The following is a 24,755-nucleotide window of genomic DNA, read 5'->3' as shown; positions in this document are numbered from 1 at the left end:
GCGCGGCGGCGTCGTGGCACGCACGCGGCACCGTGCTACTTCCGTGCGATGGCATCCAACGCAAGGTTCAGCTTCAAGACATTGACGCCCGGGTCCCCCAGCACTGGCAGCAGCGGCGCTTCCGTGTGTGCGGCAACCAGCTGCTTCACCTGTTCGATCGGAATCCCCCTGACGCGGGCGACGCGCGCCACCTGGTATTCGGCGGCCGCGGGGCTGATGTGCGGGTCGAGCCCGCTGCCGGATGCCGTCACCAGATCCACGGGAACCGGCGCCTGATTGTCCGGATCTGCGGCGTGCAGTGCGTCGACGCGCGCGCGAGCGGCGTCGGTCAGCGCCGGATTGGCGGGCCCGAGGTTGGACCCCACCGAAGCCGCGCCGTTATACGGCATCGGTGCGGTGGCGGACAGCCGGCCCCAGAAGTACTTCGGGTCGGAGAACGGCTGGCCGATCAGTTCCGAGCCAACCACCTTGCCATCCTTCTCGATGAGCGAGCCGCCTGCCTGATGGGGGAACACGGCTTTGGAGATGGCCGTGATCACGCCGGGATACAGCAGACCAGTCACCAGCGAAAGGCCGACGAACACCACCAGCATTGGCCGCAACAAGCCACCCTGCACGGGTGCCGGAGACGGCTGCCGGGACTGCACTTGCGTATTCATGAATGCTCCGAATCGTAGAAGGGGTAGAGAGAGAGAGAGAGAGAGAAGCGAATCAGACCCAGCCGAACAGGGCCAGGATCATGTCGATCAGCTTGATGCCGGCAAACGGCACCAGGATGCCGCCAAGGCCGTAGATCAGCAGGTTGCGGCGCAGCAGCACCGCGGCGCCCAGCGGACGGTAGACCACGCCCTTGAGCGCCAGCGGGATCAGCACGACGATGATCAGCGCGTTGAAGATCACCGCCGACATGATGGCCGACGCCGGCGTGGCCAGCCCCATCACGTTGAGCAGGTTGAGCTGCGGATACGTGGTGGCAAAGGCCGCCGGGATGATCGCGAAATACTTGGCGATGTCGTTGGCCACGCTGAAGGTCGTCAGCGAGCCGCGCGTCATCAGCATCTGCTTGCCGATCTCGACAATCTCGATCAGCTTGGTCGGGTTGCTGTCCAGGTCGACCATGTTGCCGGCCTCCTTGGCCGCCTGCGTACCGCTGTTCATCGCCACGGCCACGTCGGCCTGGGCGAGCGCGGGGGCGTCGTTGGTGCCATCGCCGGTCATCGCGACGAGCCGCCCTTCTGCCTGGTACTCGCGGATCAGCTTGAGCTTGGCCTCCGGCGTGGCTTCGGCCAGGAAGTCGTCAACGCCTGCTTCCGCTGCGATCGACGCCGCCGTCAGCCGGTTGTCGCCGGTGATCATCACCGTCTTGATGCCCATCCTGCGCAGTTCGCCGAAGCGCTCGCGAATGCCGGTCTTGACGATGTCCTTCAGCTCGATCACGCCAAGCACGCGCACCGAATCGCCGTTGGCGTCGGCAACCACCAGTGGCGTGCTGCCGGCACGGGCGACCTCATCGACGGCCTGCAATACCGCATCGGGAAACTTGCCGGCGCGTTCCGTGACGTACCGGCGCACGGCAGCCGCGGCACCCTTGCGCACGTGACGCTCGCCGCCGTCATCGCGCAGATCCACTCCGCTCATGCGGGTCTGCGCACTGAACGGCACGAACTCCGGCTTCAGGCTTGCCATCGCCGGCGCGGTCACCCCCGGCAACTGGCGGGCCAGCGTGATGATGCTGCGCCCTTCCGGCGTTTCGTCGGCCAGCGACGACAGCCACGCCGCTTCCGCGAGCTGCAACGGCGACACGCCCGGCGCCGGAATGAAGCGCGAGGCCTGGCGGTTGCCATGGGTGATGGTGCCGGTCTTGTCGAGCAGCAGCACGTCTACGTCGCCGGCGGCTTCTACAGCCCGGCCCGAGGTGGCGATCACGTTTGCTTCCATCATCCGGCTCATGCCGGCCACGCCAATCGCGGAAAGCAGCCCGCCGATCGTGGTCGGGATCAGGCACACCAGCAGCGCCACCAGCACGGTGATCGTGACCGGCACGCCCGCCTTGGCCACCAGGACGCTGTAGAGCGAGAACGGCTGCAGCGTGGCCGTGGCCAGCAGAAGCACGATGGTCAGCCCCACCAGCAGGATCGTCAGGGCCAGTTCGTTCGGCGTCTTCTGCCGCTTGGCGCCTTCGACCATCGTGATCATGCGGTCGATGAAGCTTTCGCCGGGGTTGGTCGTGACGCGCACCACGATCCAGTCGGACAGCACGCGCGTACCGCCGGTCACCGACGAGAAGTCACCGCCCGACTCGCGGATCACCGGCGCCGATTCGCCCGTGATGGCGCTTTCGTCGACCGAGGCCACGCCGTCGATCACTTCGCCATCGCCCGGGATCATTTCGCCCGCCTCGACGAGCACCACGTCGCCGCGTCGCAGCGCGGTCGCTGGGCGCGCTTCGGTGGCGCTGCCGCGCTTGCCGTCCTTGAGCACGCGCGCGGTGACAGTGGTCTTCAGGCCGCGCAGCGCCTCGGCCTGTTGCTTGCTCCGGCCTTCGGCAAGCGCCTCGGCAAAGTTTGCGAACAGCACCGTGAACCAGAGCCACACCGCAACCGCCAGGATGAAGCCGGCGGATTCTCCACCGGCGGCTGCCGGCGCGGCCAATGCCTTCAGGAAAAGAATGGTCGTCAGGATGCTGCCCGCGTAGACCACGAACATCACCGGGTTGCGCAGCTGGTCGCGCGGCGACAGCTTCCTGAAGGCCGCGACCAGCGCGGGCTTCACCAGCTCCGGCGCGAACATGCTGCGCGCTGGCGGGCGATGATGGTGCGAACCGTGTTGCCGGTCCGACACCGGCGCGCTCTTCGCCTGAGGCGTGTTGGAGGCAGATGCGCCGGTCCTGTTGGCGCCGCCCTTGGCCACCGGGGCCGTCGATTCATGTCGCATGGTTGCTCCGCAATCCGCTGGAGACGGACGGCACCTGCATTGGCGAGTCAGTGCAGGGGCCGAACGTGTCAGGAATGCTCGATATGTTTTTGTCAGAGGTCGATTTACCTGGCCACCGTTGCCGCCGCCGTGCCCTGCAGCTGCTCGGCGACCGGCCCCAGCGCCAGCGCCGGGACATAGGTCAGCGCACCGACCAGCAGTACCGTGCCCACCAGCAGGACGACAAACAGCGGGCCGTGCGTCGGCATCGTGCCGCCGCTCGCCGGGACGCGCTTCTTGGCTGCCAGCGAGCCCGCCAGCGCAAGGACCGGGATGATGATCCAGAACCTGCCGAACCACATGGCCGCCGCCAGCAGCGTGTTGTAGAACGGCGTGTTGGCGGACAGGCCCGCAAAGGCGCTGCCATTGTTGTTGGCCGCCGACGAGAGTGCATACAGGATCTCGGAGAAGCCGTGCGTGCCGGGATTGAACACACCGGCGCGCCCCGCCTCGGCCATCACCGCCACCGACGTGCCGAGCAGCACCAGCAGCGGCGTGACCAGGATCGCCACGGCCGTCATCTTCATTTCGTAGACTTCGATCTTCTTGCCGAGGTACTCCGGCGTGCGGCCGATCATCAGGCCGGCGATAAACACCGCGAGCACGGCGTAGACCAGCATGCCGTACAGCCCCGAACCCACGCCGCCAAACACCACCTCGCCCAGCTGCATCAGCAGCATCGGCACCAGGCCACCGATGGCGGTGAAGGAGTCATGCATGGCGTTGACGGCGCCGCACGATGCCGCCGTCGTGATGGTGGCGAACAGTGCCGATGCCGCGATGCCGAAGCGTGTTTCCTTGCCTTCCATGTTGCCGCCGGCCTGCCACATCGACGCGGCGTGATCCACCGGCAGCCCGGCCAGCGCCGTATTGGCCATCTGCTCGGACATCGCCGCCACGCAGGCCATCGCGACAAAAATGACCGTCATGGAAGCCAGCACCGCCACACCCTGTCGCCTGTCTCCCACCATCTCGCCAAAGGTGAAGCACAGCGCCGCCGGGATCAGGAAGATCGCCAGCATCTCGATGAGGTTGGCCAGGCCATTCGGGTTTTCGAACGGATGCGCCGAGTTGGCATTGAAGAAGCCGCCGCCGTTGGTGCCCAGCATCTTGATGGCTTCCTGCGAGGCAACCGGGCCCATCGCCAGCGTCTGCTTGTCGGTCTTCAGGTCTTCCGCCACCGGCTTGCCTTGCGCATCGAGCACCGGCTGCCCGGCCGCGTCGACCTTCGGCTGGCTGTATTCGGCCGGCGTGACCAGGCTGGCTTCCTTGTAGGCGTCGAAATTCTGGATAACGCCCTGGCTGACCAGCGCCAGCGCAATCACGGTCGCGATCGGCGCCAGCACGTACAGCGTGACCCGCGTCATGTCGACCCAGAAGTTGCCGATGGTGGCGGCGCTCTGGCGCGCAAAGCCGCGGATCAGCGCAAACACCACGGCGATGCCGGTTGCCGCGGACAGGAAATTCTGCACGGTGAGCGCGAGCATCTGGGTCAGATAGCCCATGGTCGACTCGCCGGCATAGCCTTGCCAGTTGGTGTTGCTGACAAAGCTGATGGCCGTGTTGAAGGCCGAGTCCGGCGTAATGGCACCGAAGCCTTGCGGGTTCAATGGCAGCATGCCTTGCACGCGCTGCAGCGCATAGACCGCCACCACGCCAAGCAGGTTGAAGGCCAGCACCGCGATGGCGTACTGCTTCCACCCCATCCCGGACTCGGCACGCACGCCGCCCAGTCGATACAGCACCCGTTCCAGCGGACGGCCCCAGGCGGTCAGCGAATAGCTGCCGTCCTCCACCGCACGCCGGAGATAGCGGCCGAGAAAAGGGGCGCACGCCAGCAGGACGGCGAGATAGAGGACCAGCAGGCCCACGAATTGGGAGGACATCAGAATTTCTCCGGCCGGAACAACGCAATGAGGAGGTAGGCAAAAATGGCAACGGCCAGCGCGCCGCTCAACAGGTCCGTCCAGCTCATCACAACCCCCTGTCCGTTGCGCTGTTCTTTACCGGCATCTGGTGATGCGGGCCGCCGTGTTCGCTGCGTGCCGGCGCGTTGGGCGCGAGCGCAGCGCAAAGCCCGAGCAGGGCTGCGCTCAGCACCGCGAAGCCGATCAATACGATCAAGTAGATCCCGTCCATGACAAAGCACCTTTGAATGGTTTCGCCTTGCAGCTTAGCGACGGGGTCGTAAAAACCGGGTAGAAAGGTGATCGGTGCGTATAAAGAACGTATAAAGATGCGCAGGAGCGCGCGCTGCGGCGCTGTCTGTCGGCGCGAGCCGGCCGCTCGAAGCGCTGTACCCTACGCGCGCCGCCGCGTAGCAAACGGTCCGCCGTAGCGGACCGTTGCTCAGTCGACCTGGATCCGCGCCGTCGTCGCCAGCGCTTTCCACGCCCGGATATCGCTCTGGATCACCCGCGCGAACTGTTCCGGCGAGTTCTTCTCGACCCACAGCAAGCCCTGCTGCGTGAAGCTGGCCTGCAATGCCGGCGCCACCATCACCCTGGCGATTTCCTCGTTGAGCCGCAGCACGATGCCGGCAGGCGTATGCGCCGGAACGAATACGCCGTACCAGCCATCGAGATCCAGGTCGAAGCCCTGCTGCTTCAGCGTCCGCACCTCCGGCAACATCGGCGAGCGCCGCGTGCCGGTCATGGCGAGCGGCACCAGCTTGCCGGCCTGGATCAGCGACAGCGGCGAGCGTGCATCCACGAACGCAATGCTGACGACCCCGCCCTGCAGATCGGTAAGCAGTTGCCCCATGGTCTTGTACGGGATATGCCGCATGCGCAGGTCGCGCGCGCGGGCAATGGCTTCCATCGCCAGGTGTCCGGTCGAGCCGACGCCCCAGGTGCCGTACGCAATGTTGGGATGCGCGCGGACGTATTCGACGAAGCCTGCGAGGTCGCGCACCGGGGTCTCGGCCGTCGCCACCAGCAGCACCCCGCCGGCGCTGACCTGGATCACCGGCGCGAGGTCCCTGAGGGTGTCGTAGGGCATGGTGTCGCGCAGGGCCGCGTTGATTGCGATGGCGGAGGCGTTGCTGAAGAGGATGGTATAGCCGTCGGGTGCCGCCTTGGCCGCCAGGTTGTTGCCGACGATGCCGTTGGCGCCCGCGCGGTTTTCCACCACGACCGGTTGCCGCAGCGCGCGCGCGAGCGGCTCGGCGAACACCCTGGCGATCAGGTCGGTGCCCGAGCCCGCGCCGCCCGGCACGATCATCCGCAACGGCCGCGATGGCCACGCCGGAGGGGCCGCGGCTTGAGCGAACACCCTTGGGGCGAGGCACGCCGCCATCGCGGCGGGGATCAGGTCCTGCAACCATCTGCGTCGGTTCATGGTTGTCTTCTTCCGGGATTGTCCTGCCATGCATTGACCGCACGCCGCTGCCAGGTGCTGCTCGCACCATGGCAGCGGCCGTGTCGGCCGCCGGTGCTGCTAAGCTGCTCAGCCGCGCTCAGCCGCGCTTAAGCGGCGGCTGGAAGCCAAGGAAGGCGCGATTCCAGGTGGGGCTGATGACCAGCTCGTTCACGGTGGCGCGCGCCGGCAGGGACACCACGAACGCCACGGCGTCGGCCACGTCTTCCGGCTGCAGCATGCGGGCTAGGTCTTCCGCGGCGGGCGGCGTGGGCCGGTTGATCAGGATCGGCGTGGCGGTCTCGCCGGGATAGATGGCGCACGCGCGGATGCCGTGGGCGCACTCCTCCATCGCCACGGAAGTTGTCATCGCCGCCATGGCGTGCTTGCTGGCGCCGTAGGCGGCGCCCGTCAGCGCCGACGCATGGCGCCCCGCCCACGACGAGATATTGATGATGGTGCCCTCCCCCTTGTCGCGCATGCCGGGCAGCACCGCGTGCATGCAGTAGAACGCGCCGTTGAGGTTGATGTCGATGACCTGGTCCCAGTCGGCCGGCGTCAGCCTGGACAGCCTGCGGTTGACCACGTTGATGCCGGCCGCGTTGACGAGGATGTCGATGGCGCCGACGCGCTCCTGCAGCTGCCGGCCGGCGGCGGCCACGGCCTCGCGGTCGGAGACGTCCAGCGGCAGCGCGATCACGCGCTCATTGCCGCATTCGGCGGCCAGCGCGGCGATCGCCGCTTCGCTGCGCGCGGAGATCACGACGGTCGCGCCGGCTTGCCACAGCGACAGCGCGCAGGCGCGGCCGATGCCGCTGGAGCCGCCGGTGATCCAGGCGGTCTTGCCGTGCAGGGAAATCATGGGGGCGTGCATTGCGGGGTTCCTTTGTCTGGGATGGCTGAAGAGAGTTGGCGCGCGGTACGCATCAATGCGTGGTCACGCCCATGATCTGGTTGACGTCATAGATCGGCGGACGCGGGTTCTTCGCCCACGCGTCGGTCAGCAGGTAGCGCAGCCGGAAGCTCTCCGGCACGTCGGCCAGGCCCGGCGTGAACAGCCACAGCCGCAGCAGGTGGCGCTTGCGGTCAAGCTCGGGATGGTCCTCGTAGCTGGTGCGCGAGTGCAGCACGACGTAGTTGTTCAGGAACTGCATGTCGCCGGGCGCCAGCGCCATGTCGATGCGGAAGCGCGGGTCCTGCGTGTATGCGTCGAACTGGTCGAGCGCGGCAATATCCTCGGGCGCCAGACGCGGCGCGTCCGGGAAGCGCTGCGCGGTATTGATGAAGCTGCGGATATAGCGGTTGAACAGCCGGCCGTTGTGCCAGCTGAAGACATGCGTCATCGTGTACGGCGCCTGGCCCGGCGCTTCTTCGTGCCGGCGGTCGAAGGCAAAGGGCTGGTACAGCCGTGCCAGCAGTTCGGGATGCTCGCGCAGCATGGCGTTGTGGATGCCCATCGAACTGGCAATGCTGCTCATGCCGCCACGGCGCGCCGTGCGCAGGCACAGCAGGCCGACCACGTCGGCGCCATCGGTATGGAACGGCAGCCGATGGCGGGACTGGTAGCCGCGCGCCGTCATGTCTTCCTTCGGGTCCTTGCCAAGGTCCCAGACGTGGCCCAGCACGTCGCCAAACGCGTTCTGCGCGACGGCGCGGCCCAGGTGCATGCCGATGCCCCAGTAGATCGTGCCGGCATCCATCTTGGAATAGCGCTCGACCGGCAGTCCGCGCAGCAGCACCACGCCCAGCCCCCGTTCCAGGCGATGGCGCAGGACTTCGAGCTTCGCGGCAAGGCTGCCGAGGGGGAATGTCTCCTTGCAGATGGCCGGCACGGCGAGCCCAAGCGATTTCGTATGCGCCAGCGCTGCGTCGAGTTGCGCGATTTCGTCCGCGCCCAGCCAGACCACCCATTCACCCTCCCTTGCGGCAATGTCGCTGGCCTCCCACGCCGCCGGGGTCTCCACCGCCTTCAGTGCTGCTGCCGTCTGTGCTGCTTCCATTGCTGTCTCCTTGTTGTCTCGGCGCCAGTGCCGGGCCGGTGCAGCCATTGTGCGAAGGCAGCGTGCGCATGACTAATGAAAAGTGATGCGACTGACCAAACCAAAAGGTAATATCGCCCACGGCGACGCCTTGCCTTCACCGGCCGCGCCGCAACGAATCACGCTTGGTTTCTAGGGGTTTTCAGCATGGATGCGATCGGCTTCCTGCGCAGCGGACTAAAGCTGCGCCATCTCCGTCTGGTCATAGCACTGGAGGAGTACCGGCAGGTCGCGCGTGTCGCGAACGCGATGAACATCACGCAGCCGGCGGTATCGAAGGCGCTGACCGAGGTCGAGGAAGGGCTGGGCTACCCCTTGTTCGTGCGCCAGCCCCGCCGCATCGAGCCCACGCCGCACGGCATGATCTTTGTCCGCTATGCGCAGTCGATCCTGGACGAACTGGACCGCGCCGGCGATGAACTGCTGGCGCTGGGGCAAGGCGCATGCGCATCGATTGCCGTCGGCGCCATGCCGGGTTCGACGCTGGCGCTCGCGCCGCGCATCATCGCGCTGGCCAAGGCGCGCAGGCCGACGCTGAATATCGCGGTGTACGAGGCGCCGATGGACGTGCTGATGGGCCAGTTGCGCACGGGGCGGCTGGACATCGTGCTGGGTGCGCTATCGGAACGTGCCACGGCCGGGGACATCGAGCAGCGCCACTTGTATGAGGAAGTGATGCGCGTGGCGGTCCACCCGGAACATCCGCTGGCGGCCTGCGCGACGGTGGACTGGCCCGACCTTGTGGCGTACCCGTGGGTCGTGCCGCCGCGCACGGCGCGGCTGCGCCAGAGCCTGGACGCGTCGCTGCGGCGCATGAAGGTGGAGGTGCCGGCCAACCATGTCGAGTCCGTATCGGCTGGCCTGGTGCTGGGCCTGCTGGAGGCGATGCAGGCGGTGGCGATGATGACCGGGCGCCTGGCGCGCACCTATGAAGCGCGCGGCCTCGCCCATGTCCTTCCGCTGGAGATACCGGGCGTGCTGCTGCCGGTGTCCACCTTCACGCTGGCCGGCAAGGCCCCCTCGCCGGCCATCGAGCTGTTCCAGCATTGCGCGGAGCTGGCCGCGGCCGGCTGACTTGCCTGCTGTTCGCCCCGCGCCCCGCCCCCGCGCCCCGCTATTCCGGCTTGATGCCGTTGATCCTGACCACGTTGGCCCACGTGGCATAGTCGTTGCGCACCGTGCGCGCGAACTCGTCCGGCGTGGTCAGCGGCGGATCGGTCATCATGTTGAGCTGCTGGAAGCGCGTGCCCAGCGCCGGCGAGCGCAGCGCCTTGTTGATCTCCCGGTTCAGCGTCGCGACGATCTCGCGCGACGTCCCTTTAGGCACGAACAGCCCGTACCAGCCCTCGTTGGTCATCGGGAAGCCTTGCTCGGCCATGGTCGGCACATCGGGGAACGCCGGCGCGCGGTGCTTGCCCGTGATGCCCAGCGGGCGGATCTTGCCGCTCTTCACCAGCGGCACCGAGGTGGTGATATCGACAAAGGCGATCTTCAGCACGCCGCCCTGCAGGTCGGTCAGGATCGGCGGCACGCCCTTGTAGGGCACATGGGTCAGATCGATGCCCGCCAGCGTGTGCAGCTGCGCCATGGCAAGGTGCCCGCCCGAGCCGATCCCCCAGCTGCCGTAGTCATACTTGCCGGGCTGCGCCTTGACCGTTGCCACGAAGGACTTCATGTCCCTGGCCGGAAAGTCCGGCGTGACCACCAGCAGCACGCCGCCCGAGCCGATCTGCGCGACCGGCACCAGGTCATCGACGATGTTGAACGGCAGCTTCGGCTGGATCGCCTGGTTCATCACGGTAGCCGAGGCACTCGCCAGCAGCACGGTATAGCCGTCCGGCTGCGCGCGCACGACGGCATCGACCGACAGCTGGCCGTTGGCGCCGGGCTTGTTGTCGACCACCACGGGCTGCTTCAGTGCTTGCGAGATCTGTTCGGCGAACACGCGCGCCAGCACGTCGGGGCCGCTGCCGCCCGGGCTCGGCACGACCATGCGGATAGGGCGTGACGGCCATGTGCCCTGCGCGAGGACGGGGGCGGCTGCCAGTGCGGTGGCGGTCAGTACTGCGAGATGCCATGCGCGCTTGCCGCGGCATGTCGGGCTTGATTTCATATTGTCTCCGTAAGCCCACGCCGCTTCTGTGGATGCGATGCCCGAGGTCGATGGTGCCGATGGCATCGGTGGCGTGTGTGCACCGGGATTTTGCGCACGGTCCGGCCGCAAAAACCAATGAAATAAAACCGCGGAAACATAAGCGACTGGTCATGCCAGCACGGCGCGGATGGCACGGCAAGCCGTGCCCGGAGCGCTTCCCGGGCCCCAGCGTTCGGGTTTTCACCAGCTGTGCCAAAGGGATAGGAAATAGTGACAGCAGGATAAACGCCGCATGCGGCCGGCGTCCAGAATACCTGCACCGCCCCCGTGCAGAGGGCTTCACCATCAGGAGACTATCCATGCATTTTCTCGACGACAGCCTGCTTCCCGAAAACCAGGAAAAACTGGTGATCCAGGTCGCTCCCTACGGCCCGCAGTGGCTGCCCTCCGACTCGGACGACATCCCGGTCAGCATGGATGCGCAGATCCAGAAGGCGGTCGATTGCTACAACGCCGGCGCCACGGTGCTGCACGTGCATGTGCGCGAGTCGGACGGCAAGGGCTCCAAGCGCATCTCGATGTTCAACGAGATGCTGGCGCGCCTGCGTGAAGCCGTGCCCGACATGGTGCTGCAGGTCGGCGGCTCGATCTCGTTCGCGCCCGAAGGCGAAGGCAAGGCCGCCGAGTGGCTGGACTATGACACGCGCCACATGCTGGCCGCACTCGATCCGAAGCCTGACCAGGTCACGATCGCGATCAACACCAGCCAGATGAATATCTGCGAGATGCTGACCGCCGACGACGTGCAGGGCACCATCCTCGAGAAGCCCGAATACTTCAACGCGTACAGCGAAATGGTGGTCGACTCCAAGCCGTCGTTCTTCATCGAGCACCTGGAGCGCCTGGCCAGGGCCGGCATCCAGCCGCACTTCATGCTCGGCCACGTGGCGCAACTGGAGACGGTGGAGCGCCTGATCCGCAAGGGCCTGTACCGCGGCCCGCTGATCCTGAACTACGTCGCCATCGGCGGCGGCGCGGCGGGCCTGCACCCGGCCGACATGATCGAATTCGCGCGCCGCACGCCGGACGGCGCGGTGCTGACGATCGAAAGCGCGATGCGCGCGGTGCTGCCGATGAACGCGATGGCGATTGCGCTGGGCCTGCATGTGCGCGTGGGCATCGAAGACAACCTGTGGGGCCGCAAGGGCGAGCGCATGACCTCCGTGCAGCAGATCGAGCAGACCGTGCGCCTGGCGCGCGAGCTTGGCCGCGATGTGGCCAACGGCAAGGAAGCGCGCCGCATCTACAAGATCGACGAGTGGTACGACAGCGCCGACGAGACCATCCGCCAGCTCGGCATGGCACCGAACCGCAAGCCGGGCCAACGCGGTTTCCCGGTACCCGGCAGCGTCTGAGCGCAGTCACCCGCCACGGCGCGCGATGCTTCGGCCGCGCGTGCCGTCGGCCTCTGAACACAGCCCCCTTTGCAGCAACCGATCATGAAACTGACCAACAAGATCGCCGTGGTGACCGGCGTCGGCCCCGGCCTGGGCCAGGGCATCGCCGTGGCGCTGGCGCGCGCAGGCGCCGACCTGGTGATCTGCGACATCAACCCGGCATCGCTGGCCGCGGCGCGCGAAGCGGTGCTGGCCGAAGGCCGCCGCTGCCTTTCCGTCGTCTGCGACGTATCGTCGAGCCAGCAAGTGGCCGACATGTTCGCGCAGGCGCGCGAGACCTTCGGCACGGTGCATATCCTCGTCAACAACGCCGCGCTGACCCCGAACCGACCGGTGGACACCGAGCGCCGCAACAAGCTTTACGCGTACCTGCAGACACCGGTGCCGCGCGCGTCGCTGGGCTTTACCAGCGAGATCACCGACGAGGAATGGCTGCGCTACTGGGGCGTGAACGTACACGGCACGTTCTACTGCACGCGCGAGGCGCTGCGGCTGATGCAGCCGCAACGCTACGGCCGCATCGTCAATATCGCCTCGATTGCCGGGATCTCGTCCCGCAGCGCGCACAGCCCGCACTACAGCGCCACCAAGGGCGCGGTGGTTGCCTTCACCCGCTCCGTGGCGCTGGAAGTGGCCGGCGCCAATATCTGCGTCAACGCCATGGCGCCCGGTGGGGTCGCGACGCCGGCCTTCAATGAATACCTGGAAAAGATCGGCGAAGACGGCCGCAACCGGCTCTGGCAAAGCTGCCCGGCGGGCCGCTTCGGCACCGTGGAGGAATACGCCGCCACCGTGCTGCACCTCGCCAGCGACGAACACTACCTGGTCGGCCAGGTCATCAGCCCCAACGGCGGCTCGGCCATCTGAGCCCATCCCGGATTTCGACAGCCATGCAACACAACCTCTTTCCCCACTACAAGGCGCTGCGCGACACCGGTGCGCTCGGCAGCGAGCTCGATCCGCTGACCGAATGGGATCCCAAGTGGATTGCCAGCTGGGTCGCGCTGGCCCGCGATGCGCAGGCCGAAGGCGTACTTGACCCCAAGCTGGTGGCGCTGATCCGCCTGAATATCGACGTCACCGCCACGCACCTGTACAAGCCGGGCGTGTCGCGCCACGTGCGCGAAGCCATCCGGCTGGGCGCCACGCGTGCCGAGATCCTGGAAGTCTTCAAGCTCGCCAGCGTGGTCGGCATCCATGCCTGCGCGGTCGGCGTGCCGGCACTGGCCGAGGAACTGGCGCGTGCCGGCATCTCCGATGAACCCGCTGTTGCGTCAGTCACGCCCGGCGCCACGCCCGTGTGCGACGCGGTGCGCGCCAACGGCATGTTCAATCCGCTGTGGGAAACGCTGTACCGCTGGGATCCGCAGTACCTGGAGAAATTCCTGGCGATGGGCTTCGGCCTGTGGCAGGACAACATCCTGCCGCCGCTGTGGATCGAGTTCCTCTGCATCGCCGGCGATGCGGCAATCACCCACATGTACGGCCACGGCACCCAGCGGCATATCGAAGCCGCGCTGCGCCTCGGCGCCACGCGCGCGCAGATCCTGGCCGTGCTGAAGATCGTCAGCCTGCAAGGCATCGAGACCTGCGAACTCGCGGTGCCGATGCTGGACCGCGCCATGCGGGAAACCGCAGCCTGACCCCGCGACCGGCTTGCTCCCCGCTCCCGCTTGCGGGAGCGGGGAGACAACAGCCGCAAAGCCCAGGAGTACCAAGTGCAACCACTCGCCCCCGCCTCGGCCATTGCTTCGGCACCACTGCAGGATGCCGGCTCGCTTGCCGCCCTCTACCGCAAGATCACGTGGCGGCTGCTGCCGTTCCTGTTCGCGGCCTATGTGCTGAACACGATCGACCGCATCAACATCTCGTTCGCCAAGTTGCGCATGGCCAGCGACCTGGGTCTCTCGGATGCGGCCTACGGCATCGGCGCGGCGGCCTTTTTCGCCGGGTACATCCTGTTCGAGGTGCCCAGCAACCTCTATATGCAGAAGACCGGCGCGCGCCGGACCATCACGCGCATCCTGCTGCTGTGGGGCCTCGCAACCGTCGCCACCAGCCAGGTCAATTCGCCCGAGGCGCTCTACGTCGCGCGCTTCCTGCTGGGCGTGGCCGAGGCCGGCTTCTTCCCGGGCGTCATCCTGTACCTGACCTACTGGTTCCCGGCGCAGCGCCGCGGACGGATCACGTCGCTGTTCCTGATGTCGGGCACCTTCGCCGGCATGATCAGCGGCCCGCTGGCGGCGGCGATCATGCTGCACCTGGACGGGTGGCTGGGGCTGCGCGACTGGCAGGCGCTGTTCGTGGTGGAAGGCCTTCCCGCAATGCTGCTGGGCCTGGTTGCCTGGCGCTACCTCGACGACAGTCCGGCGCAGGCAGCGTGGCTCACGCCGGCGGAGAAGGCCATGCTCGCGAGCGACCTCGGCAAGGAAGGCCACGCGCGCCAGCACGGCGGCATCCGGGCGCTGCTCAGGGATCCACGCATCTATGTCATCGGCCTGACCTTCCTGTCCATCTATGCCTGCACCAACACCATCGCCTACTGGATGCCGACGCTGATCCAGGGCTTCGGTGAAGCGCACATGGCACGCATCGGCTGGATCTCCACCCTGCCCTATGTACTCGGCCTGTTGACGATGTACCTGCTCGCGCGCAGTTCGGACCGCCGCCTGGAACGGCGCTGGCATGTGGCGGGCTGCCTGCTGGTGGCGGCCGCCAGCTTCCTGCTGATGGGCGTCCTGCGCGGCGAACTGATGCCGGCGGTGGCGTGCATGACGGTCGGCTCCGCCGCGTGCCTGGCCGCGCTGCCGGTGTTCTGGACGATTCCGCCGGCCTACCTGGGCGGCAACCAGGCCCCCGCCGGCATCGCGCTGGTCAGCAGCCTGGGCGGCGTGGCGGCCTTGCTCAGCCCGATCGCGGTGGGTGCGATCAAGACCCGCACCGGCGACCTGTACCTGGCCTTCGACCTGCTTGCCGCGCTGCTGGCGGTGGGTGCCGTGGCCTTGCTGCTGGCGCTGCCGGGGCGGTTGCTGGAGCGCGCGGACAGCGGGGATCGCCGCTGAGCGCCCGCTGAGCGCCCGCTGAGCGCCCGCTGAACGCCATCACCGCCGCCACTTCCCTTCGCCGATCAGCGCCTCGGCAAGTTTGGGGATCATCTGCGCCACCTGCCGCGCCGCGGCGGTAAAGGGACGCTGGCTGCTTGTCGCCAGCACCACGCTCTGCCGCATGGCGCGGTCCGCCAACGGCACGGCGTCGTACTCCCCGCGCTCCAGCTCGGCCGCCACCGCGTGGTATGGCAGCACGGAAAACGCCGCATGGTCGGACAGGATCCGCTTGATGACCACCGATGAACTGGCCTCCATGCAGATGTTGAACGCGATGCGGTGCGCGGCGGCAGCCTCTTCCAGCAGGTTGCGGATGGCGTTGGGCGGCACCGGCAGCACCAGCGGCACGCCGCCGAGCTGGCGCAGCAACATCGAAGCGGGCCTGCCGCCCGCGGCGCGCCAGTGCGCCTGGTGGGTCTCGCGCCGCCCGACCAGCATCAGCGGCGTATCGAGCAGCCGGCGGTAGCTGTTCCGGCCTTCGGCACGATAGCGGTTCAGCACGGCGAGATCGATGCTGCCCTGGGTCAACTGCGTCTCCATCTCGCCGCTGTAGCCCTCCACGATGCGCAGCTTCACCGCGGGCAGCCGCTCCTGCACGGCGGCGTAGAGCCGGCTCGACAGCAGCGGCGCCACCGCCGGCACCAGCCCCAGCGTGACCATGCCGCTGACGTTGCCGGCACGGCCGCGCGCCGACTCGACCAGCTGCCTGGCGCCGTCCAGCAGCGGCTCGGCATCGGCCAGCACCTGCGCGGCCAGCGTCGTCGGGCGCACGCCGCGCCCCGTGCGGTAGAACAGCGGGCCGCCAAACATCTTCTCCAGCTCGGCGACCTGCCGGCTGATCGCCGACTGTGCCAGGCCAAGCTGCGCCGCGGCGCCCGAAACGCTGCCCGTGCGCGCCACGGCGACGAAGGTGGTCAACGCCTTGAGCGTCAGGTCGTGTCCCGCATCCGCATGCATATCCCCTCCTGCTATCTCCTGTGGAGATATCTGCTTTCCCATACCGGCATTGATCCGAGGATACCGCCTCTCTATCTTTAGAGGCAATCGCACACCACCACCAAGGAGATTGCGCCTCATGCCCCTGTCCGCCGAACACCATCCGCTGGCGCCGCTCGATGCGGCGGAGAACGACATGCTGGCCCGTGTCCAGGCACTGGTCCGCGACACCATCGGGCCCAGGGCCAACGCGGTGAACCGCGACGACGAATTCGCGTGGGACACCTTCCGCACGCTGGCGGAAAGCGGCGTCATCGCCACGGCGTTTCCCACCGCGCTCGGCGGCACCGACGCCTCGATGCTGCTGCGCGTCAGGATCATCGAAGAGATTGCGCGGACGTGCAGCACGGCGGCATCGATCGTCACCGGCACCGACCTGTCGTCGCGCCCGATCGTCGCCGGCGGTTCCGCGGAGCTTTGCGCGCAGACGGTGCCGCTGCTGGCCAACGGCAGCAAGCAGTCAGCCTTCGCGCTGACCGAGCCTGGCGCGGGATCGGACCTCGCGCGGCTGCGCACCGTCGCCAGCCGGCCCCCCGGCGGTTATCGACTGTCCGGCGTGAAGAAGTTCATCACCCGCGCCAACGTGGCTGACATGTTTGTCGCGGTGGCCTCGCTTGCCGATGGCCCCGGCGGCAGCAAGGGGCTGACGGCGTTCCTGGTGCCGCGCGATGCGGAAGGGCTGAGCGTCTCGCCGATCATTCCCAAGCTCGGCTGGCATGGCGTGCCGATCGCCGAGGTCCGCCTCGACGATGTGTTCGTGCCGGTCTCGCATCGCCTCGGCGAAGAGGGACAGGGCATGGCGCTGGCGCAGGACACGCTGGTGCGCGCGCGCGTCGGCCATGCCGCGATCGCGCTGGGGCGGATGACCGGTGCGCTGCAGATTGCCGCGCAATACGCGGGGCACCGGCAGGTGTCGGGCAAGGCGGTGGGCGAGCACCAGGGCATCCAGTGGATGCTGGCCGACATGGCCGCGCGCATCGAGGCCGCGCGCTGCCTGGTCTACAGTTCGGCGCAGCGCTACGACCGCAAGGACCCCGAGACCTCGATCCACGCCTCGATCGCCAAGATGCACAGCACCGACCTGTGCATGCGCGTGGTGGTGGACTGCGCGCAGTTGCTGGGCGGCAACGGCTACCTGAATGCGTATCCGATCGAGCGCTTCCTGCGTGACGCCAAGATGAACCAGATCGGCGAAGGCACCAGCGAGGTCCACAAGAACCTGATCGGCCGGCACGTGATGAAAACGGCGTCGGCGATGCCGCAACACCCCTGCCTCGATTTCGAGCCAAACCTGTTCGGAGCGCAATGATGGCAAGCACCGCCGACCAGAGCCTGGCCAACGCGCTGTGCCGCCGGCTGGGCATCCGCTACCCGGTGTTCGGGCTCGCGCACAGCATCGAAGTCGCCGCGGCCATTTCCAATGCCGGCGGGCTCGGCGTGTATGCCGCGGCACGCGACGGCCCCAACGAACTGGCGCAAAAGCTGCGCGACCTGCGCGCGCTGTGCCCCGACGTGCCGGTGGGCGTGGACCTGCTGCTGCCCACCACGCTGCCGGGCGTCTCCACCCCCGAGGACGTGAGCGCCGCGATTCCCGAAGGACATCGCCGCTTCGTCGACGGCCTGTTCGAGCGCTTTGCCGTACCGCCGGCCACGGCGGGCAACTTCTTCTCGCAGTACGTGCGTTCGCAGGCCTTGTTCGAGGAGCAGGTCGCGGCCGTGGCGGAGAGCGAGGTGGAGGTGTTCGCGGCGGGTGTCGGCACACCGGCCGACACCATCGCCAGGGTGCGCCGTGCCGGCAAGACCACCATGGCGCTGGTCGGCGCCGTCAAGCATGCGCGCAAGGCCATTGCGGCCGGCGTCGACGTGCTGGTCGCGCAGGGCTATGACGCCGGCGGGCATACCGGCACGATCGGCACCTTCACGCTGGTGCCGCAGATCATCGCGGCCGCCGAGGGGCGCCCGGTGCTTGCCGCCGGCGGCATCGGCGAAGGCAGCCAGATCGCCGCGGCGCTGGCAATGGGGGCGCAGGGCGCGTGGCTCGGCACCGTGTGGCTGGGCAGCGCCGAGCACCGGTTGCCGGCCGCGCTGACCGAGCGGCTGCTGGCCGCCGGCAGCGAAGACACGGTGATCACGCGCGCGCACAGCGGCAAGCCCTGCCGCGTGGTGCGCAGCGCCTTCTCCGATGCATGGGCGGCGGCCGACGCCCCGGCGCCTCTCGACATGCCTTACCAGCAGGCCCTGACCGGCCGGCTGCTGGCGGCAGTGGAAGAGCACGGGATCGCCCCGCTGATGTACGAGGCGGCGGGCCAGAGCGTGGCCTGGGTAAAGGAAGTCGAGCCCGTGGCGCGGATCATGGACCGGCTGGTGCGGCAGACGCGCCAGTCGCTCGAATGCCTGCGCCCTTACCTGCCGCCCGCAGGCAAATAGACCAGACAGATACGAGAACGAGGAGACAGCATGGATCGCCGAGCATTCGGAAGGACTGCGTTCCAGACCGCCCTGATGATGGCCGCGCCCGGCCTCTTGCCAGCGCTGGCCCGCGCCGGCACCGGCCCGGGCAACTTCCCCGAGCGGCCGCTGCGCGCGGTGGTGCCCTACCCGGCCGGCGGCGTGGTCGATGTGACCCTGCGCGCCGCGCTTGACCGCATGTCGCTCGACCTGCCGCAGCGCGTGGTCGTGGAGAACAAGCCCGGTGCCGATGGCCGCATCGGCGTCGAGTTCGCCAGCCGCGCGCCGGCGGACGGCTACACGATGCTGGGCGTCACGCCGGTGCTGGCGGTGGCGCAGACGCTCTACCCGGACTCCGGCATTCGCGTGCAGAACTTCCGCGCCATCGGCTCGGTGGCCGCGGTGCCGTCGGTGTTCGTGGTGCATAACGACGTCCCGGTGAAGACGCTGAAGGAGTTCGCGGCCTGGGCCAAGGCGCGCCCCGGCGCCGTCAACGTGCCGGTGCCGGGCGCCGGCAGCTCGCTGCACCTGGCGCAGGAGCTGTTCTTCGAAGCCACCGGCGTGCGCGTGACCAACGTCGGCTACAAGGGCCAGCCGCCTTCGGTGCTGGACCTTGGGCGCGGACAGCTGCAGTTCGCGCTGGTGTCGCAGAACCTGGTGCTGCCGCTGATCCAGTCGAAACGCGTGCGGCCGCTCGCAGTCAATGCCGCGCGGCGCACGCGCTCGCTGCCGGAGGTCCCGACCATCGCCGAAGCGGGTTATCCCGACGCGCTGGTGCAGTCCTGGTACGGCCTGGCCGTCCACGCACGCACGGCGCCGGCCATCGTCGACTACCTTGGCGCCGCGCTGCAGGCGGCGATGGGCAGCGCCGACGTGCGCAACCGGCTGGCGGCGCTGGATGCGGAAATCCTCCCGCTCGACGCCAGGCAGTTCGACCAGTTGCTGCTGGCCGAGGCAACGCGCTGGGCGGCATTGATCAAGGCCCGCGACATCAAGGTGGACGCATGAACCAGACCTCGCTTGTGAACGGCAACGGCAAGACCGAGGGCCCCCTCGCCGGCCTGCGCATCCTCGACATGGCCACGGTGCTGGCCGCGCCACTGGCCTGCACGCTGTGCGCCGACATGGGCGCCGACGTGGTCAAGCTTGAACTGCCCGACGGCAGCGATCCGCTGCGCGGCCTGGCACCGGTCAAGGACGGCCTGCCGCTCTACTGGAAGGTGGCCAATCGCGGCAAGCGCGGCATCTCGCTCGACGTGCGGCAGCCACAGGGGCGCGCGCTGTTCCTCAGGCTGCTGCCCGAATTCGACGTGCTGGTCGAGAACTTCCGCACCGGCACGCTCGACCGCTGGGGCCTCGACGCGCAGACCTTGCGCGAAGCGAACCCGCGCCTGATCATCCTGCGCCTGACCGGCTTCGGCCAGACCGGCCCGTATGCGTCGCGCGCCGGCTTCGCGCGCGTGTTCGAAGCGATGAGCGGCTTCACCAACCTTGCCGGCGAACCGGGCGGTCCGCCGCTGCACATGAACTATCCGGCCGGCGACGTGGTGGCCGGCTTGTTTGGCGCATTCGCCATCGCCACCGCCGCGGCGGAGCGCAGGCGCGATCCCGCCGCCCCCGGCCGGGATAGCGGCCGGGATAGCGGCCGGGATATCGACCTCTCCGCCACCGAGGCGCTGTTCCGCCTGCTGGAGCCGCTCGCGGTGGAATACGAGCAGCTCGGCCAGGTGCGCCAGCGCGCGGGCAACCGGGCCACTTACACGGCGCCGTCCAACATGTATGCGACCGCCGACGGCCATTGGGTGTCGATGGTGGCGTCGTCCAACCCGATCTTCCGGCGCCTGTGCGCGGCCATCGGCCAGCCGGCACTGGCGGACGATCCGCGCTACGCCACCAATCCGGCGCGCGTGCAGCACCTCGACACGCTGGATGACGCGATCGGCGCCTGGTTCGCGGCGCACGATTACCATGCCGTCGCGGCGGCGCTGGAGGCGCAACAGATCCCGTTCAGCAAGATCTTCACCATCCAGGACATCCTGGAAGACCCGCACTTCCGCGCGCGCGAGGCCATCGTGCGCCTGCCTGATCCGGACCTGGGCTCGGTCCCCGCGCCGTGCCACGTGCCGCGCTTCTCCGGGTACGAGCCCGCCGTGCCCCGGACCGGGCCGTCAGTCGGCGAGCACAACGAAGAGATCTACGCCGCGGCCGGGCTGACCCGGCAGGAGATGCAGGCGTTGCGCGCGGCAGGGGTGATCTGAAGCGGTGACCTGACCGCTCACCGCTGGCGGCGGCCCTTGCGCCCGGCGTCCGCCGCCGGCGCTTCGCCCTGCTGCACCAGCCACTCCACGAACGCGCGCAGGTGCAGCGGCTTGTCGGCATCGCGTGGCACCAGCGCGTGGTAGGTGTTGCCCGGCGCGCGGATAGCGTCGAACGGCGTGGCAATGCGTGCGCCGTCAAGATCCGCCGCCAGCGTCGGGAAGGTGCCGATGGCAAAGCCCAGGCTGTCCACCACCGCCTGCAGCGTGACGAAGAAATGGTCGAAGCGCAGCGTGCGCACCGGCCGCAGCGATGCATGGCCGGCCTGCTGCAGCCACGATTCCCAGCTGCCGGGGCGCGTCTCCGTGTACAGCAGCACGCTGTCGGCCAGGTCTTCGACATCGCGCACCGGCGCCTGCGCCAGCAACGCGGGGCTGGCGATCACGGTCTGGTATTCGGCAAAGATCGGCACGGACTCGAACTGCTCGCCGCGCTCCAGCGTGCGCCGGATGGCGACGTCAAAGGTGCCGTTGAACCCGGCCTCGTTGCTGAAGGCAGTTGACACCCGTACATCGACTTCCGGCTGCTGCTGGCGGAAATCATCGAGCCGCGGGATCAGCCAGCGCATGGCGAAGGTGGCGGGCGCGTTCACGCGCACCACCTTGCGCGTGGCGATGCGCCCATAGCGCTCCGACGCCGCGCTGAGATGGTCGAAAGCGGCGCTGACCTCGCGCCCGAAGGCCTGCGCGTGCACCGTCGGCACCATGCGCTGCCCCTGGCGGATAAACAGCGGCTGCCCCAGCCATTGCTCCAGGATCTCGATCTGGCGGCTGACCGCGCCATGCGTCAGGTGCAGCTCGCGCGCCGCCGCGGAAAAGCTGCCGGCGCGGGCCGCAACCTCGAAGATGCGCAGCGCGTTGAGCGGAGGTAGCTTATGCGGCACTGTGATATTTCCTGACAGATTGTGGGAAATAAACTCGTTTGTGTGAGTTTATTGGAAACCTTAGCATGGTCTCAAGAAAACGCGCCGCCCCGCATCCGGCGGCGGCTTACCGACTCCCTCCCACGAGACCCGCCATGAACGCCCACATCGAAGCCAACGGACACCGCTACCAGCTTCCCGCCCGCCCCACCGTGATCGTCTGCATCGACGGCTGCGAGCAGGAGTACATCAACCTGGCCGTGCAGGCCGGCGTCGCGCCCTTCTTTGCCAGCCTGGCGCAACGCGGCACGGTGCTGACCGGCGACTGCGTGGTGCCGTCGTTCACCAACCCCAACAACCTGTCGATCGTGACCGGCGTGCCGCCGTCGGTGCACGGCATCTGCGGCAACTTCTTCTACGACACCGAATCCGGCGAAGAGGTGCTGATGAACGACGCCCGCTACCTGCGCGCGCCCACGGTGCTGGCCGCCGCGGCAAAGGCTGGCGCGAAGGTCGCCGTGGTGACGGCCAAGGACAAGCTGCGCGCCCTGCTCGGCCACGGCCTGCAGGGCATCTGCTTCTCGGCGGAGAAGGCCGACCAGGCGAGTGTCGAGGAAAACGGCATCGACAACGTGCTGGCCCGCGTCGGCATGCCGCTGCCTTCGGTCTACAGCGCGGACCTGTCCGAGTTCGTGTTCGCCGCCGGTGTGGCCCTGCTCGAAACCGAGCGGCCGGACCTGATGTACCTGTCCACCACCGACTACATCCAGCACAAGCACGCGCCCGGCACGGCCGGCGCCAATGCGTTCTACGCGATGATGGACAGCTACCTGCAGCGGCTCGACGCACTCGGCGCGGTCATCGGCGTGACCGCCGACCATGGCATGAATGCCAAGACCGATTCGCTCGGCAAGGCCAACATCCTGTACCTGCAGCAACTGCTGGACGATCGCTTTGGCACGGCAGCCACGCGCGTGCTGCTGCCGATCACCGACCCGTACGTCGCCCACCATGGCGCACTGGGGTCATACGCCACGGTGTACCTGCCGGCGGGCGCCGACCAGCGCGCGGTGCACGAAGCCATTGCCGCGCTGCCGGGCATCGAGCTGGTGCTCGACAAGCGCGCCGCCTGCGAGCGCTTTGAACTGCCGGCCGACCGCATCGGCGACCTGGTGGTGGTCAGCGAGCGCCTGACCGTGATCGGCACCACGCCGGCACGCCATGACCTGAGCGGCCTCGACGTGCCGCTGCGTTCGCACGGCGGCCTGTCCGAGCAGAAGGTGCCGCTGCTGTTCAACCGCAAGGTGAGCGCGCCGGCCGGCCAGCGGCTGCGCAATTTCGACATCCTGCGGCTGGCGCTGAATTGCGCCGACTGAACCACGCCGACTGAAATACCCCCACCGAAACACGCCCACCGAAGCACGCAGGCACAGCGAGGCGCCATGCAGATCCTGCTTTCCCTGATGTCCGGCGTTGCCCTGCTGATCTGGGGCACGCATGTCACGCGCCACGGCATGCTGGAACTGCTGGGGCCACGGCTGCGGCTGGTGCTGGCAGCGGGCACCGCAAGCCCGGCGCGCGGTTTCGCGGCCGGGCTGGGCGTGACCGCGCTGATCCAGAGCAGCAGCGCCACGGCGCTGATGACCAGCGCCTTCGTCGCCGAGGGCCTGGTGTCGCTGTCGGCGGCGCTGCCGATCGTGCTCGGCGCCGATGTCGGCACCAGCATGATGGCGCGCCTGCTGTCGGTCGATATCTCGTGGCTGTCGCCGCTGCTGCTGGTGACCGGCATCGCCATGCGGCTGTCCGGCAAGGCCAGCCTGCGCGGGCGCGCGGGCGAGGTCGTGGTGGGACTCGGGCTGATCACGCTGGCCCTGCAGCTGATCCGCTTCTACGCCGCACCGCTGCTGCATGCCGACCTTGTGCGCGCCATCTTTACCTCGCTCGGCCATGACGCGCTGCTCGCGGTGGTGATCGGCGCACTGCTGGCCCTGCTGGCGTACTCCAGCCTGGCCGCCGTCCTGCTGACCGCAACGCTGGCGATGGGTGGCGTCATCGCGCCGGAGACCGCGCTGCCGCTGGTGCTTGGCGCCAATCTCGGCAGCGGCCTGATAGCCTGCCTGGCCAATTCCGCCAGCGTGCCCGCGGCCAGGCGCGTATCGCTTGCCAACCTGCTCTTCCGCATCGCGGGGGTGCTGGTGTTCCTGCCGCTGCTGGACGCCGTGCCGCCGCTGCTCGCGGGCATCGGCAGCAGTGCCGCCACCATGGCCATCGACTTCCACATGGCCTTCAACCTGACGCTGGCGGCAACGCTGATCTGGTTTGTCAGACCGGTGGCCGCCCTGTGCGCGCGATGGCTGCCCGATGCGCCCGCCGGGGCGGCGTCGCGCGGCGCGCGTTACCTGAGCCAGGGCGACCTGCAGCATCCGTCGGTGGCACTGGGCAATGCCACCCGCGAAGTCGTGCGCATCGGCGACGTCATCGAGGACATGCTCGCCGGCATGAAGCTGGCGATCGTCGCCAACGACCGTGCCGCGAACGCGCGCTGCTGCGCGCTGGACGACCGCGTCGACGAACTCTACTCGTCGGTCAAGATGTACCTGACCGACGTCGATGCCGGCAAGCTCGGCGCGGAGGACGCCATGCGCTGGGACGAGATCATGCTGCTCAATATCAACCTGGAATATGCGGGCGATATCGCCGAGCGGACCCTGGTCGACCTGGACCAGCGCAAGCTGCGCCGCAACTATTGCTTCTCGGACGAGGGCAGCGCCGAACTGCTGGAGCTATGCGACATGCTGGCGGCCAACCTGCGTACCCGGATGTCGCTGTTCGTCGCCGGCGACCGCGCCGCCCACGCGCTGCTCAACGACTGCGCCGCGCGCTTCCAGGCGCGCGCCGAACGCTTCACCGCCCGCCACCTCGCCCGGGTGTCGCAGCGGCGCACGGCCAGCGTGGAGACCAGCGCGCTGCACCTCGATACGCTGCGCGAGCTGTCACAGATGAACGCCCTGCTGTGCGCCGCGCCGGTAAGCATGCCCGGTGCGCTGCGCGGCACGATGCACGAAGATGTTCCAGCGCTGGTTGCCGGCAATCCAGGCGCGGCGTGAA

The 24,755-nt window shown here is 68.2% G+C and carries 22 protein-coding genes; 11 read left to right on the top strand and 11 right to left on the bottom strand.

The window, feature by feature from the left end; translation table 11 throughout:
* Window positions 1–35 precede the first annotated feature (35 nt).
* The 8 genes from kdpC to LPA45_RS03375 all read right to left on the bottom strand — a co-directional run bounded on the left by kdpC (window position 36) and on the right by LPA45_RS03375 (window position 8,330).
* The gene (gene kdpC, locus LPA45_RS03410) at window positions 36–659 is read right to left on the bottom strand and encodes a potassium-transporting ATPase subunit KdpC (RefSeq protein ID WP_116317316.1); all 624 of its coding nucleotides are present in this window, start codon (window positions 657–659) and stop codon (window positions 36–38) included.
* 52 nt (window positions 660–711) lie between these two features.
* Window positions 712–2,934 carry a potassium-transporting ATPase subunit KdpB gene (kdpB, locus tag LPA45_RS03405; RefSeq protein WP_116317315.1) on the bottom strand — a complete coding sequence of 741 codons (2,223 nt, stop codon included), beginning with the start codon at window positions 2,932–2,934 and terminating at the stop codon, window positions 712–714.
* 104 nt (window positions 2,935–3,038) lie between these two features.
* Window positions 3,039–4,859 carry a potassium-transporting ATPase subunit KdpA gene (gene kdpA / locus LPA45_RS03400; RefSeq protein ID WP_116317314.1) on the bottom strand — a complete coding sequence of 607 codons (1,821 nt, stop codon included), beginning with the start codon at window positions 4,857–4,859 and terminating at the stop codon, window positions 3,039–3,041.
* Window positions 4,859–4,948: a K(+)-transporting ATPase subunit F gene (kdpF, locus tag LPA45_RS03395; protein ID WP_116317313.1), complete on the bottom strand. Its 90-nt coding sequence runs from the start codon at window positions 4,946–4,948 to the stop codon at window positions 4,859–4,861. Before kdpF ends, kdpA begins: the two co-directional genes overlap by 1 nt.
* A complete protein-coding gene (locus LPA45_RS03390; RefSeq protein WP_158577629.1) occupies window positions 4,948–5,112 on the bottom strand; it encodes a hypothetical protein in 165 nt (54 codons plus the stop codon). Before LPA45_RS03390 ends, kdpF begins: the two co-directional genes overlap by 1 nt.
* Window positions 5,113–5,322: 210 nt before the next feature.
* Window positions 5,323–6,312 (bottom strand): tripartite tricarboxylate transporter substrate binding protein, encoded by a 990-nt coding sequence (locus LPA45_RS03385; protein ID WP_233527948.1) that lies wholly within the window; start codon window positions 6,310–6,312, stop codon window positions 5,323–5,325.
* 118 nt (window positions 6,313–6,430) lie between these two features.
* Window positions 6,431–7,204 carry an SDR family oxidoreductase gene (locus LPA45_RS03380; protein ID WP_233527947.1) on the bottom strand — a complete coding sequence of 258 codons (774 nt, stop codon included), beginning with the start codon at window positions 7,202–7,204 and terminating at the stop codon, window positions 6,431–6,433.
* Window positions 7,205–7,256: 52 nt separating this feature from the next.
* On the bottom strand, window positions 7,257–8,330 hold the full coding sequence (locus LPA45_RS03375; RefSeq protein WP_116317312.1) for a TauD/TfdA family dioxygenase: 1,074 nt from the start codon (window positions 8,328–8,330) through the stop codon (window positions 7,257–7,259).
* 186 nt (window positions 8,331–8,516) lie between these two features.
* Between LPA45_RS03375 and LPA45_RS03370 the strand changes: the two genes are divergently transcribed.
* Window positions 8,517–9,443 carry a LysR substrate-binding domain-containing protein gene (locus LPA45_RS03370; RefSeq protein WP_367394886.1) on the top strand — a complete coding sequence of 309 codons (927 nt, stop codon included), beginning with the start codon at window positions 8,517–8,519 and terminating at the stop codon, window positions 9,441–9,443.
* Between the two features lie 40 nt (window positions 9,444–9,483).
* Here the strand turns inward: LPA45_RS03370 and LPA45_RS03365 are convergent, their stop codons facing one another.
* Window positions 9,484–10,482, bottom strand: a complete 999-nt coding sequence (locus LPA45_RS03365; RefSeq protein ID WP_158577628.1) for a tripartite tricarboxylate transporter substrate binding protein — start codon at window positions 10,480–10,482, stop codon at window positions 9,484–9,486.
* 341 nt (window positions 10,483–10,823) lie between these two features.
* On the opposite strand from LPA45_RS03365, the gene LPA45_RS03360 reads away from it, so the two are divergent.
* The 4 genes from LPA45_RS03360 to LPA45_RS03345 all read left to right on the top strand — a co-directional run bounded on the left by LPA45_RS03360 (window position 10,824) and on the right by LPA45_RS03345 (window position 14,983).
* Window positions 10,824–11,879: a 3-keto-5-aminohexanoate cleavage protein gene (locus LPA45_RS03360; RefSeq protein WP_116317309.1), complete on the top strand. Its 1,056-nt coding sequence runs from the start codon at window positions 10,824–10,826 to the stop codon at window positions 11,877–11,879.
* Between the two features lie 84 nt (window positions 11,880–11,963).
* Window positions 11,964–12,788, top strand: a complete 825-nt coding sequence (locus LPA45_RS03355; protein WP_116317308.1) for an SDR family NAD(P)-dependent oxidoreductase — start codon at window positions 11,964–11,966, stop codon at window positions 12,786–12,788.
* Window positions 12,789–12,811: 23 nt separating this feature from the next.
* On the top strand, window positions 12,812–13,564 hold the full coding sequence (locus tag LPA45_RS03350) for a carboxymuconolactone decarboxylase family protein (RefSeq protein ID WP_116317307.1): 753 nt from the start codon (window positions 12,812–12,814) through the stop codon (window positions 13,562–13,564).
* Between the two features lie 75 nt (window positions 13,565–13,639).
* On the top strand, window positions 13,640–14,983 hold the full coding sequence (locus LPA45_RS03345; protein ID WP_116317306.1) for an MFS transporter: 1,344 nt from the start codon (window positions 13,640–13,642) through the stop codon (window positions 14,981–14,983).
* Between the two features lie 39 nt (window positions 14,984–15,022).
* Here LPA45_RS03345 and LPA45_RS03340 read toward each other — a convergent pair whose 3' ends face one another.
* Complete coding sequence (locus tag LPA45_RS03340; protein ID WP_116317305.1) at window positions 15,023–15,982, bottom strand: LysR family transcriptional regulator; 960 nt, start codon at window positions 15,980–15,982, stop codon at window positions 15,023–15,025.
* Window positions 15,983–16,100: 118 nt separating this feature from the next.
* Between LPA45_RS03340 and LPA45_RS03335 the strand changes: the two genes are divergently transcribed.
* Genes LPA45_RS03335 through LPA45_RS03320 form a run of 4 tightly spaced genes read left to right on the top strand, consistent with a single transcriptional unit; the run spans window position 16,101 to window position 20,727 of the window.
* Window positions 16,101–17,330, top strand: coding sequence for an acyl-CoA dehydrogenase family protein (locus LPA45_RS03335; RefSeq protein ID WP_367394885.1), 1,230 nt, complete (start codon window positions 16,101–16,103; stop codon window positions 17,328–17,330).
* Window positions 17,327–18,448 (top strand): nitronate monooxygenase family protein, encoded by a 1,122-nt coding sequence (locus LPA45_RS03330; protein WP_233527946.1) that lies wholly within the window; start codon window positions 17,327–17,329, stop codon window positions 18,446–18,448. The genes LPA45_RS03335 and LPA45_RS03330 overlap by 4 nt, the downstream gene beginning before the upstream one ends.
* A 30-nt stretch (window positions 18,449–18,478) precedes the next feature.
* Window positions 18,479–19,477, top strand: coding sequence for a tripartite tricarboxylate transporter substrate binding protein (locus LPA45_RS03325; protein WP_116317302.1), 999 nt, complete (start codon window positions 18,479–18,481; stop codon window positions 19,475–19,477).
* Window positions 19,474–20,727 carry a CaiB/BaiF CoA-transferase family protein gene (locus LPA45_RS03320; protein WP_116317301.1) on the top strand — a complete coding sequence of 418 codons (1,254 nt, stop codon included), beginning with the start codon at window positions 19,474–19,476 and terminating at the stop codon, window positions 20,725–20,727. Before LPA45_RS03325 ends, LPA45_RS03320 begins: the two co-directional genes overlap by 4 nt.
* Window positions 20,728–20,744: 17 nt before the next feature.
* On the opposite strand, the gene LPA45_RS03315 is transcribed toward LPA45_RS03320, so the two are convergent.
* Window positions 20,745–21,668, bottom strand: a complete 924-nt coding sequence (locus tag LPA45_RS03315; protein ID WP_116317300.1) for a LysR substrate-binding domain-containing protein — start codon at window positions 21,666–21,668, stop codon at window positions 20,745–20,747.
* A 134-nt stretch (window positions 21,669–21,802) separates the two neighbouring features.
* On the opposite strand from LPA45_RS03315, the gene phnA reads away from it, so the two are divergent.
* Window positions 21,803–23,023 (top strand): phosphonoacetate hydrolase, encoded by a 1,221-nt coding sequence (gene phnA, locus LPA45_RS03310; RefSeq protein WP_116317299.1) that lies wholly within the window; start codon window positions 21,803–21,805, stop codon window positions 23,021–23,023.
* Between the two features lie 66 nt (window positions 23,024–23,089).
* On the top strand, window positions 23,090–24,754 hold the full coding sequence (locus LPA45_RS03305) for a Na/Pi cotransporter family protein (RefSeq protein WP_116317298.1): 1,665 nt from the start codon (window positions 23,090–23,092) through the stop codon (window positions 24,752–24,754).
* The last annotated feature ends 1 nt before the right edge of the window (window position 24,755 follow it).

It is taken from the genome of Cupriavidus sp. Agwp_2 (assembly GCF_040784895.1).
Lineage (GTDB): Bacteria > Pseudomonadota > Gammaproteobacteria > Burkholderiales > Burkholderiaceae > Cupriavidus.
This window is presented reverse-complemented; position numbering and strand designations above follow the sequence as displayed.

Bases quoted from the DNA above. Each gene is read 5' to 3' on its own strand.
- kdpC (WP_116317316.1), bottom strand. From the start codon at position 659: ATGAATACGCAAGTGCAGTCCCGGCAGCCGTCTCCGGCACCCGTGCAG.
- kdpB (WP_116317315.1), bottom strand. From the start codon at position 2,934: ATGCGACATGAATCGACGGCCCCGGTGGCCAAGGGCGGCGCCAACAGG.
- kdpA (WP_116317314.1), bottom strand. From the start codon at position 4,859: ATGTCCTCCCAATTCGTGGGCCTGCTGGTCCTCTATCTCGCCGTCCTG.
- kdpF (WP_116317313.1), bottom strand. From the start codon at position 4,948: ATGAGCTGGACGGACCTGTTGAGCGGCGCGCTGGCCGTTGCCATTTTT.
- LPA45_RS03390 (WP_158577629.1), bottom strand. From the start codon at position 5,112: ATGGACGGGATCTACTTGATCGTATTGATCGGCTTCGCGGTGCTGAGC.
- LPA45_RS03385 (WP_233527948.1), bottom strand. From the start codon at position 6,312: ATGAACCGACGCAGATGGTTGCAGGACCTGATCCCCGCCGCGATGGCG.
- LPA45_RS03380 (WP_233527947.1), bottom strand. From the start codon at position 7,204: ATGCACGCCCCCATGATTTCCCTGCACGGCAAGACCGCCTGGATCACC.
- LPA45_RS03375 (WP_116317312.1), bottom strand. From the start codon at position 8,330: ATGGAAGCAGCACAGACGGCAGCAGCACTGAAGGCGGTGGAGACCCCG.
- LPA45_RS03370 (WP_367394886.1), top strand. From the start codon at position 8,517: ATGGATGCGATCGGCTTCCTGCGCAGCGGACTAAAGCTGCGCCATCTC.
- LPA45_RS03365 (WP_158577628.1), bottom strand. From the start codon at position 10,482: ATGAAATCAAGCCCGACATGCCGCGGCAAGCGCGCATGGCATCTCGCA.
- LPA45_RS03360 (WP_116317309.1), top strand. From the start codon at position 10,824: ATGCATTTTCTCGACGACAGCCTGCTTCCCGAAAACCAGGAAAAACTG.
- LPA45_RS03355 (WP_116317308.1), top strand. From the start codon at position 11,964: ATGAAACTGACCAACAAGATCGCCGTGGTGACCGGCGTCGGCCCCGGC.
- LPA45_RS03350 (WP_116317307.1), top strand. From the start codon at position 12,812: ATGCAACACAACCTCTTTCCCCACTACAAGGCGCTGCGCGACACCGGT.
- LPA45_RS03340 (WP_116317305.1), bottom strand. From the start codon at position 15,982: ATGCATGCGGATGCGGGACACGACCTGACGCTCAAGGCGTTGACCACC.
- LPA45_RS03335 (WP_367394885.1), top strand. From the start codon at position 16,101: ATGCCCCTGTCCGCCGAACACCATCCGCTGGCGCCGCTCGATGCGGCG.
- LPA45_RS03330 (WP_233527946.1), top strand. From the start codon at position 17,327: ATGATGGCAAGCACCGCCGACCAGAGCCTGGCCAACGCGCTGTGCCGC.
- LPA45_RS03325 (WP_116317302.1), top strand. From the start codon at position 18,479: ATGGATCGCCGAGCATTCGGAAGGACTGCGTTCCAGACCGCCCTGATG.
- LPA45_RS03320 (WP_116317301.1), top strand. From the start codon at position 19,474: ATGAACCAGACCTCGCTTGTGAACGGCAACGGCAAGACCGAGGGCCCC.
- phnA (WP_116317299.1), top strand. From the start codon at position 21,803: ATGAACGCCCACATCGAAGCCAACGGACACCGCTACCAGCTTCCCGCC.
- LPA45_RS03305 (WP_116317298.1), top strand. From the start codon at position 23,090: ATGCAGATCCTGCTTTCCCTGATGTCCGGCGTTGCCCTGCTGATCTGG.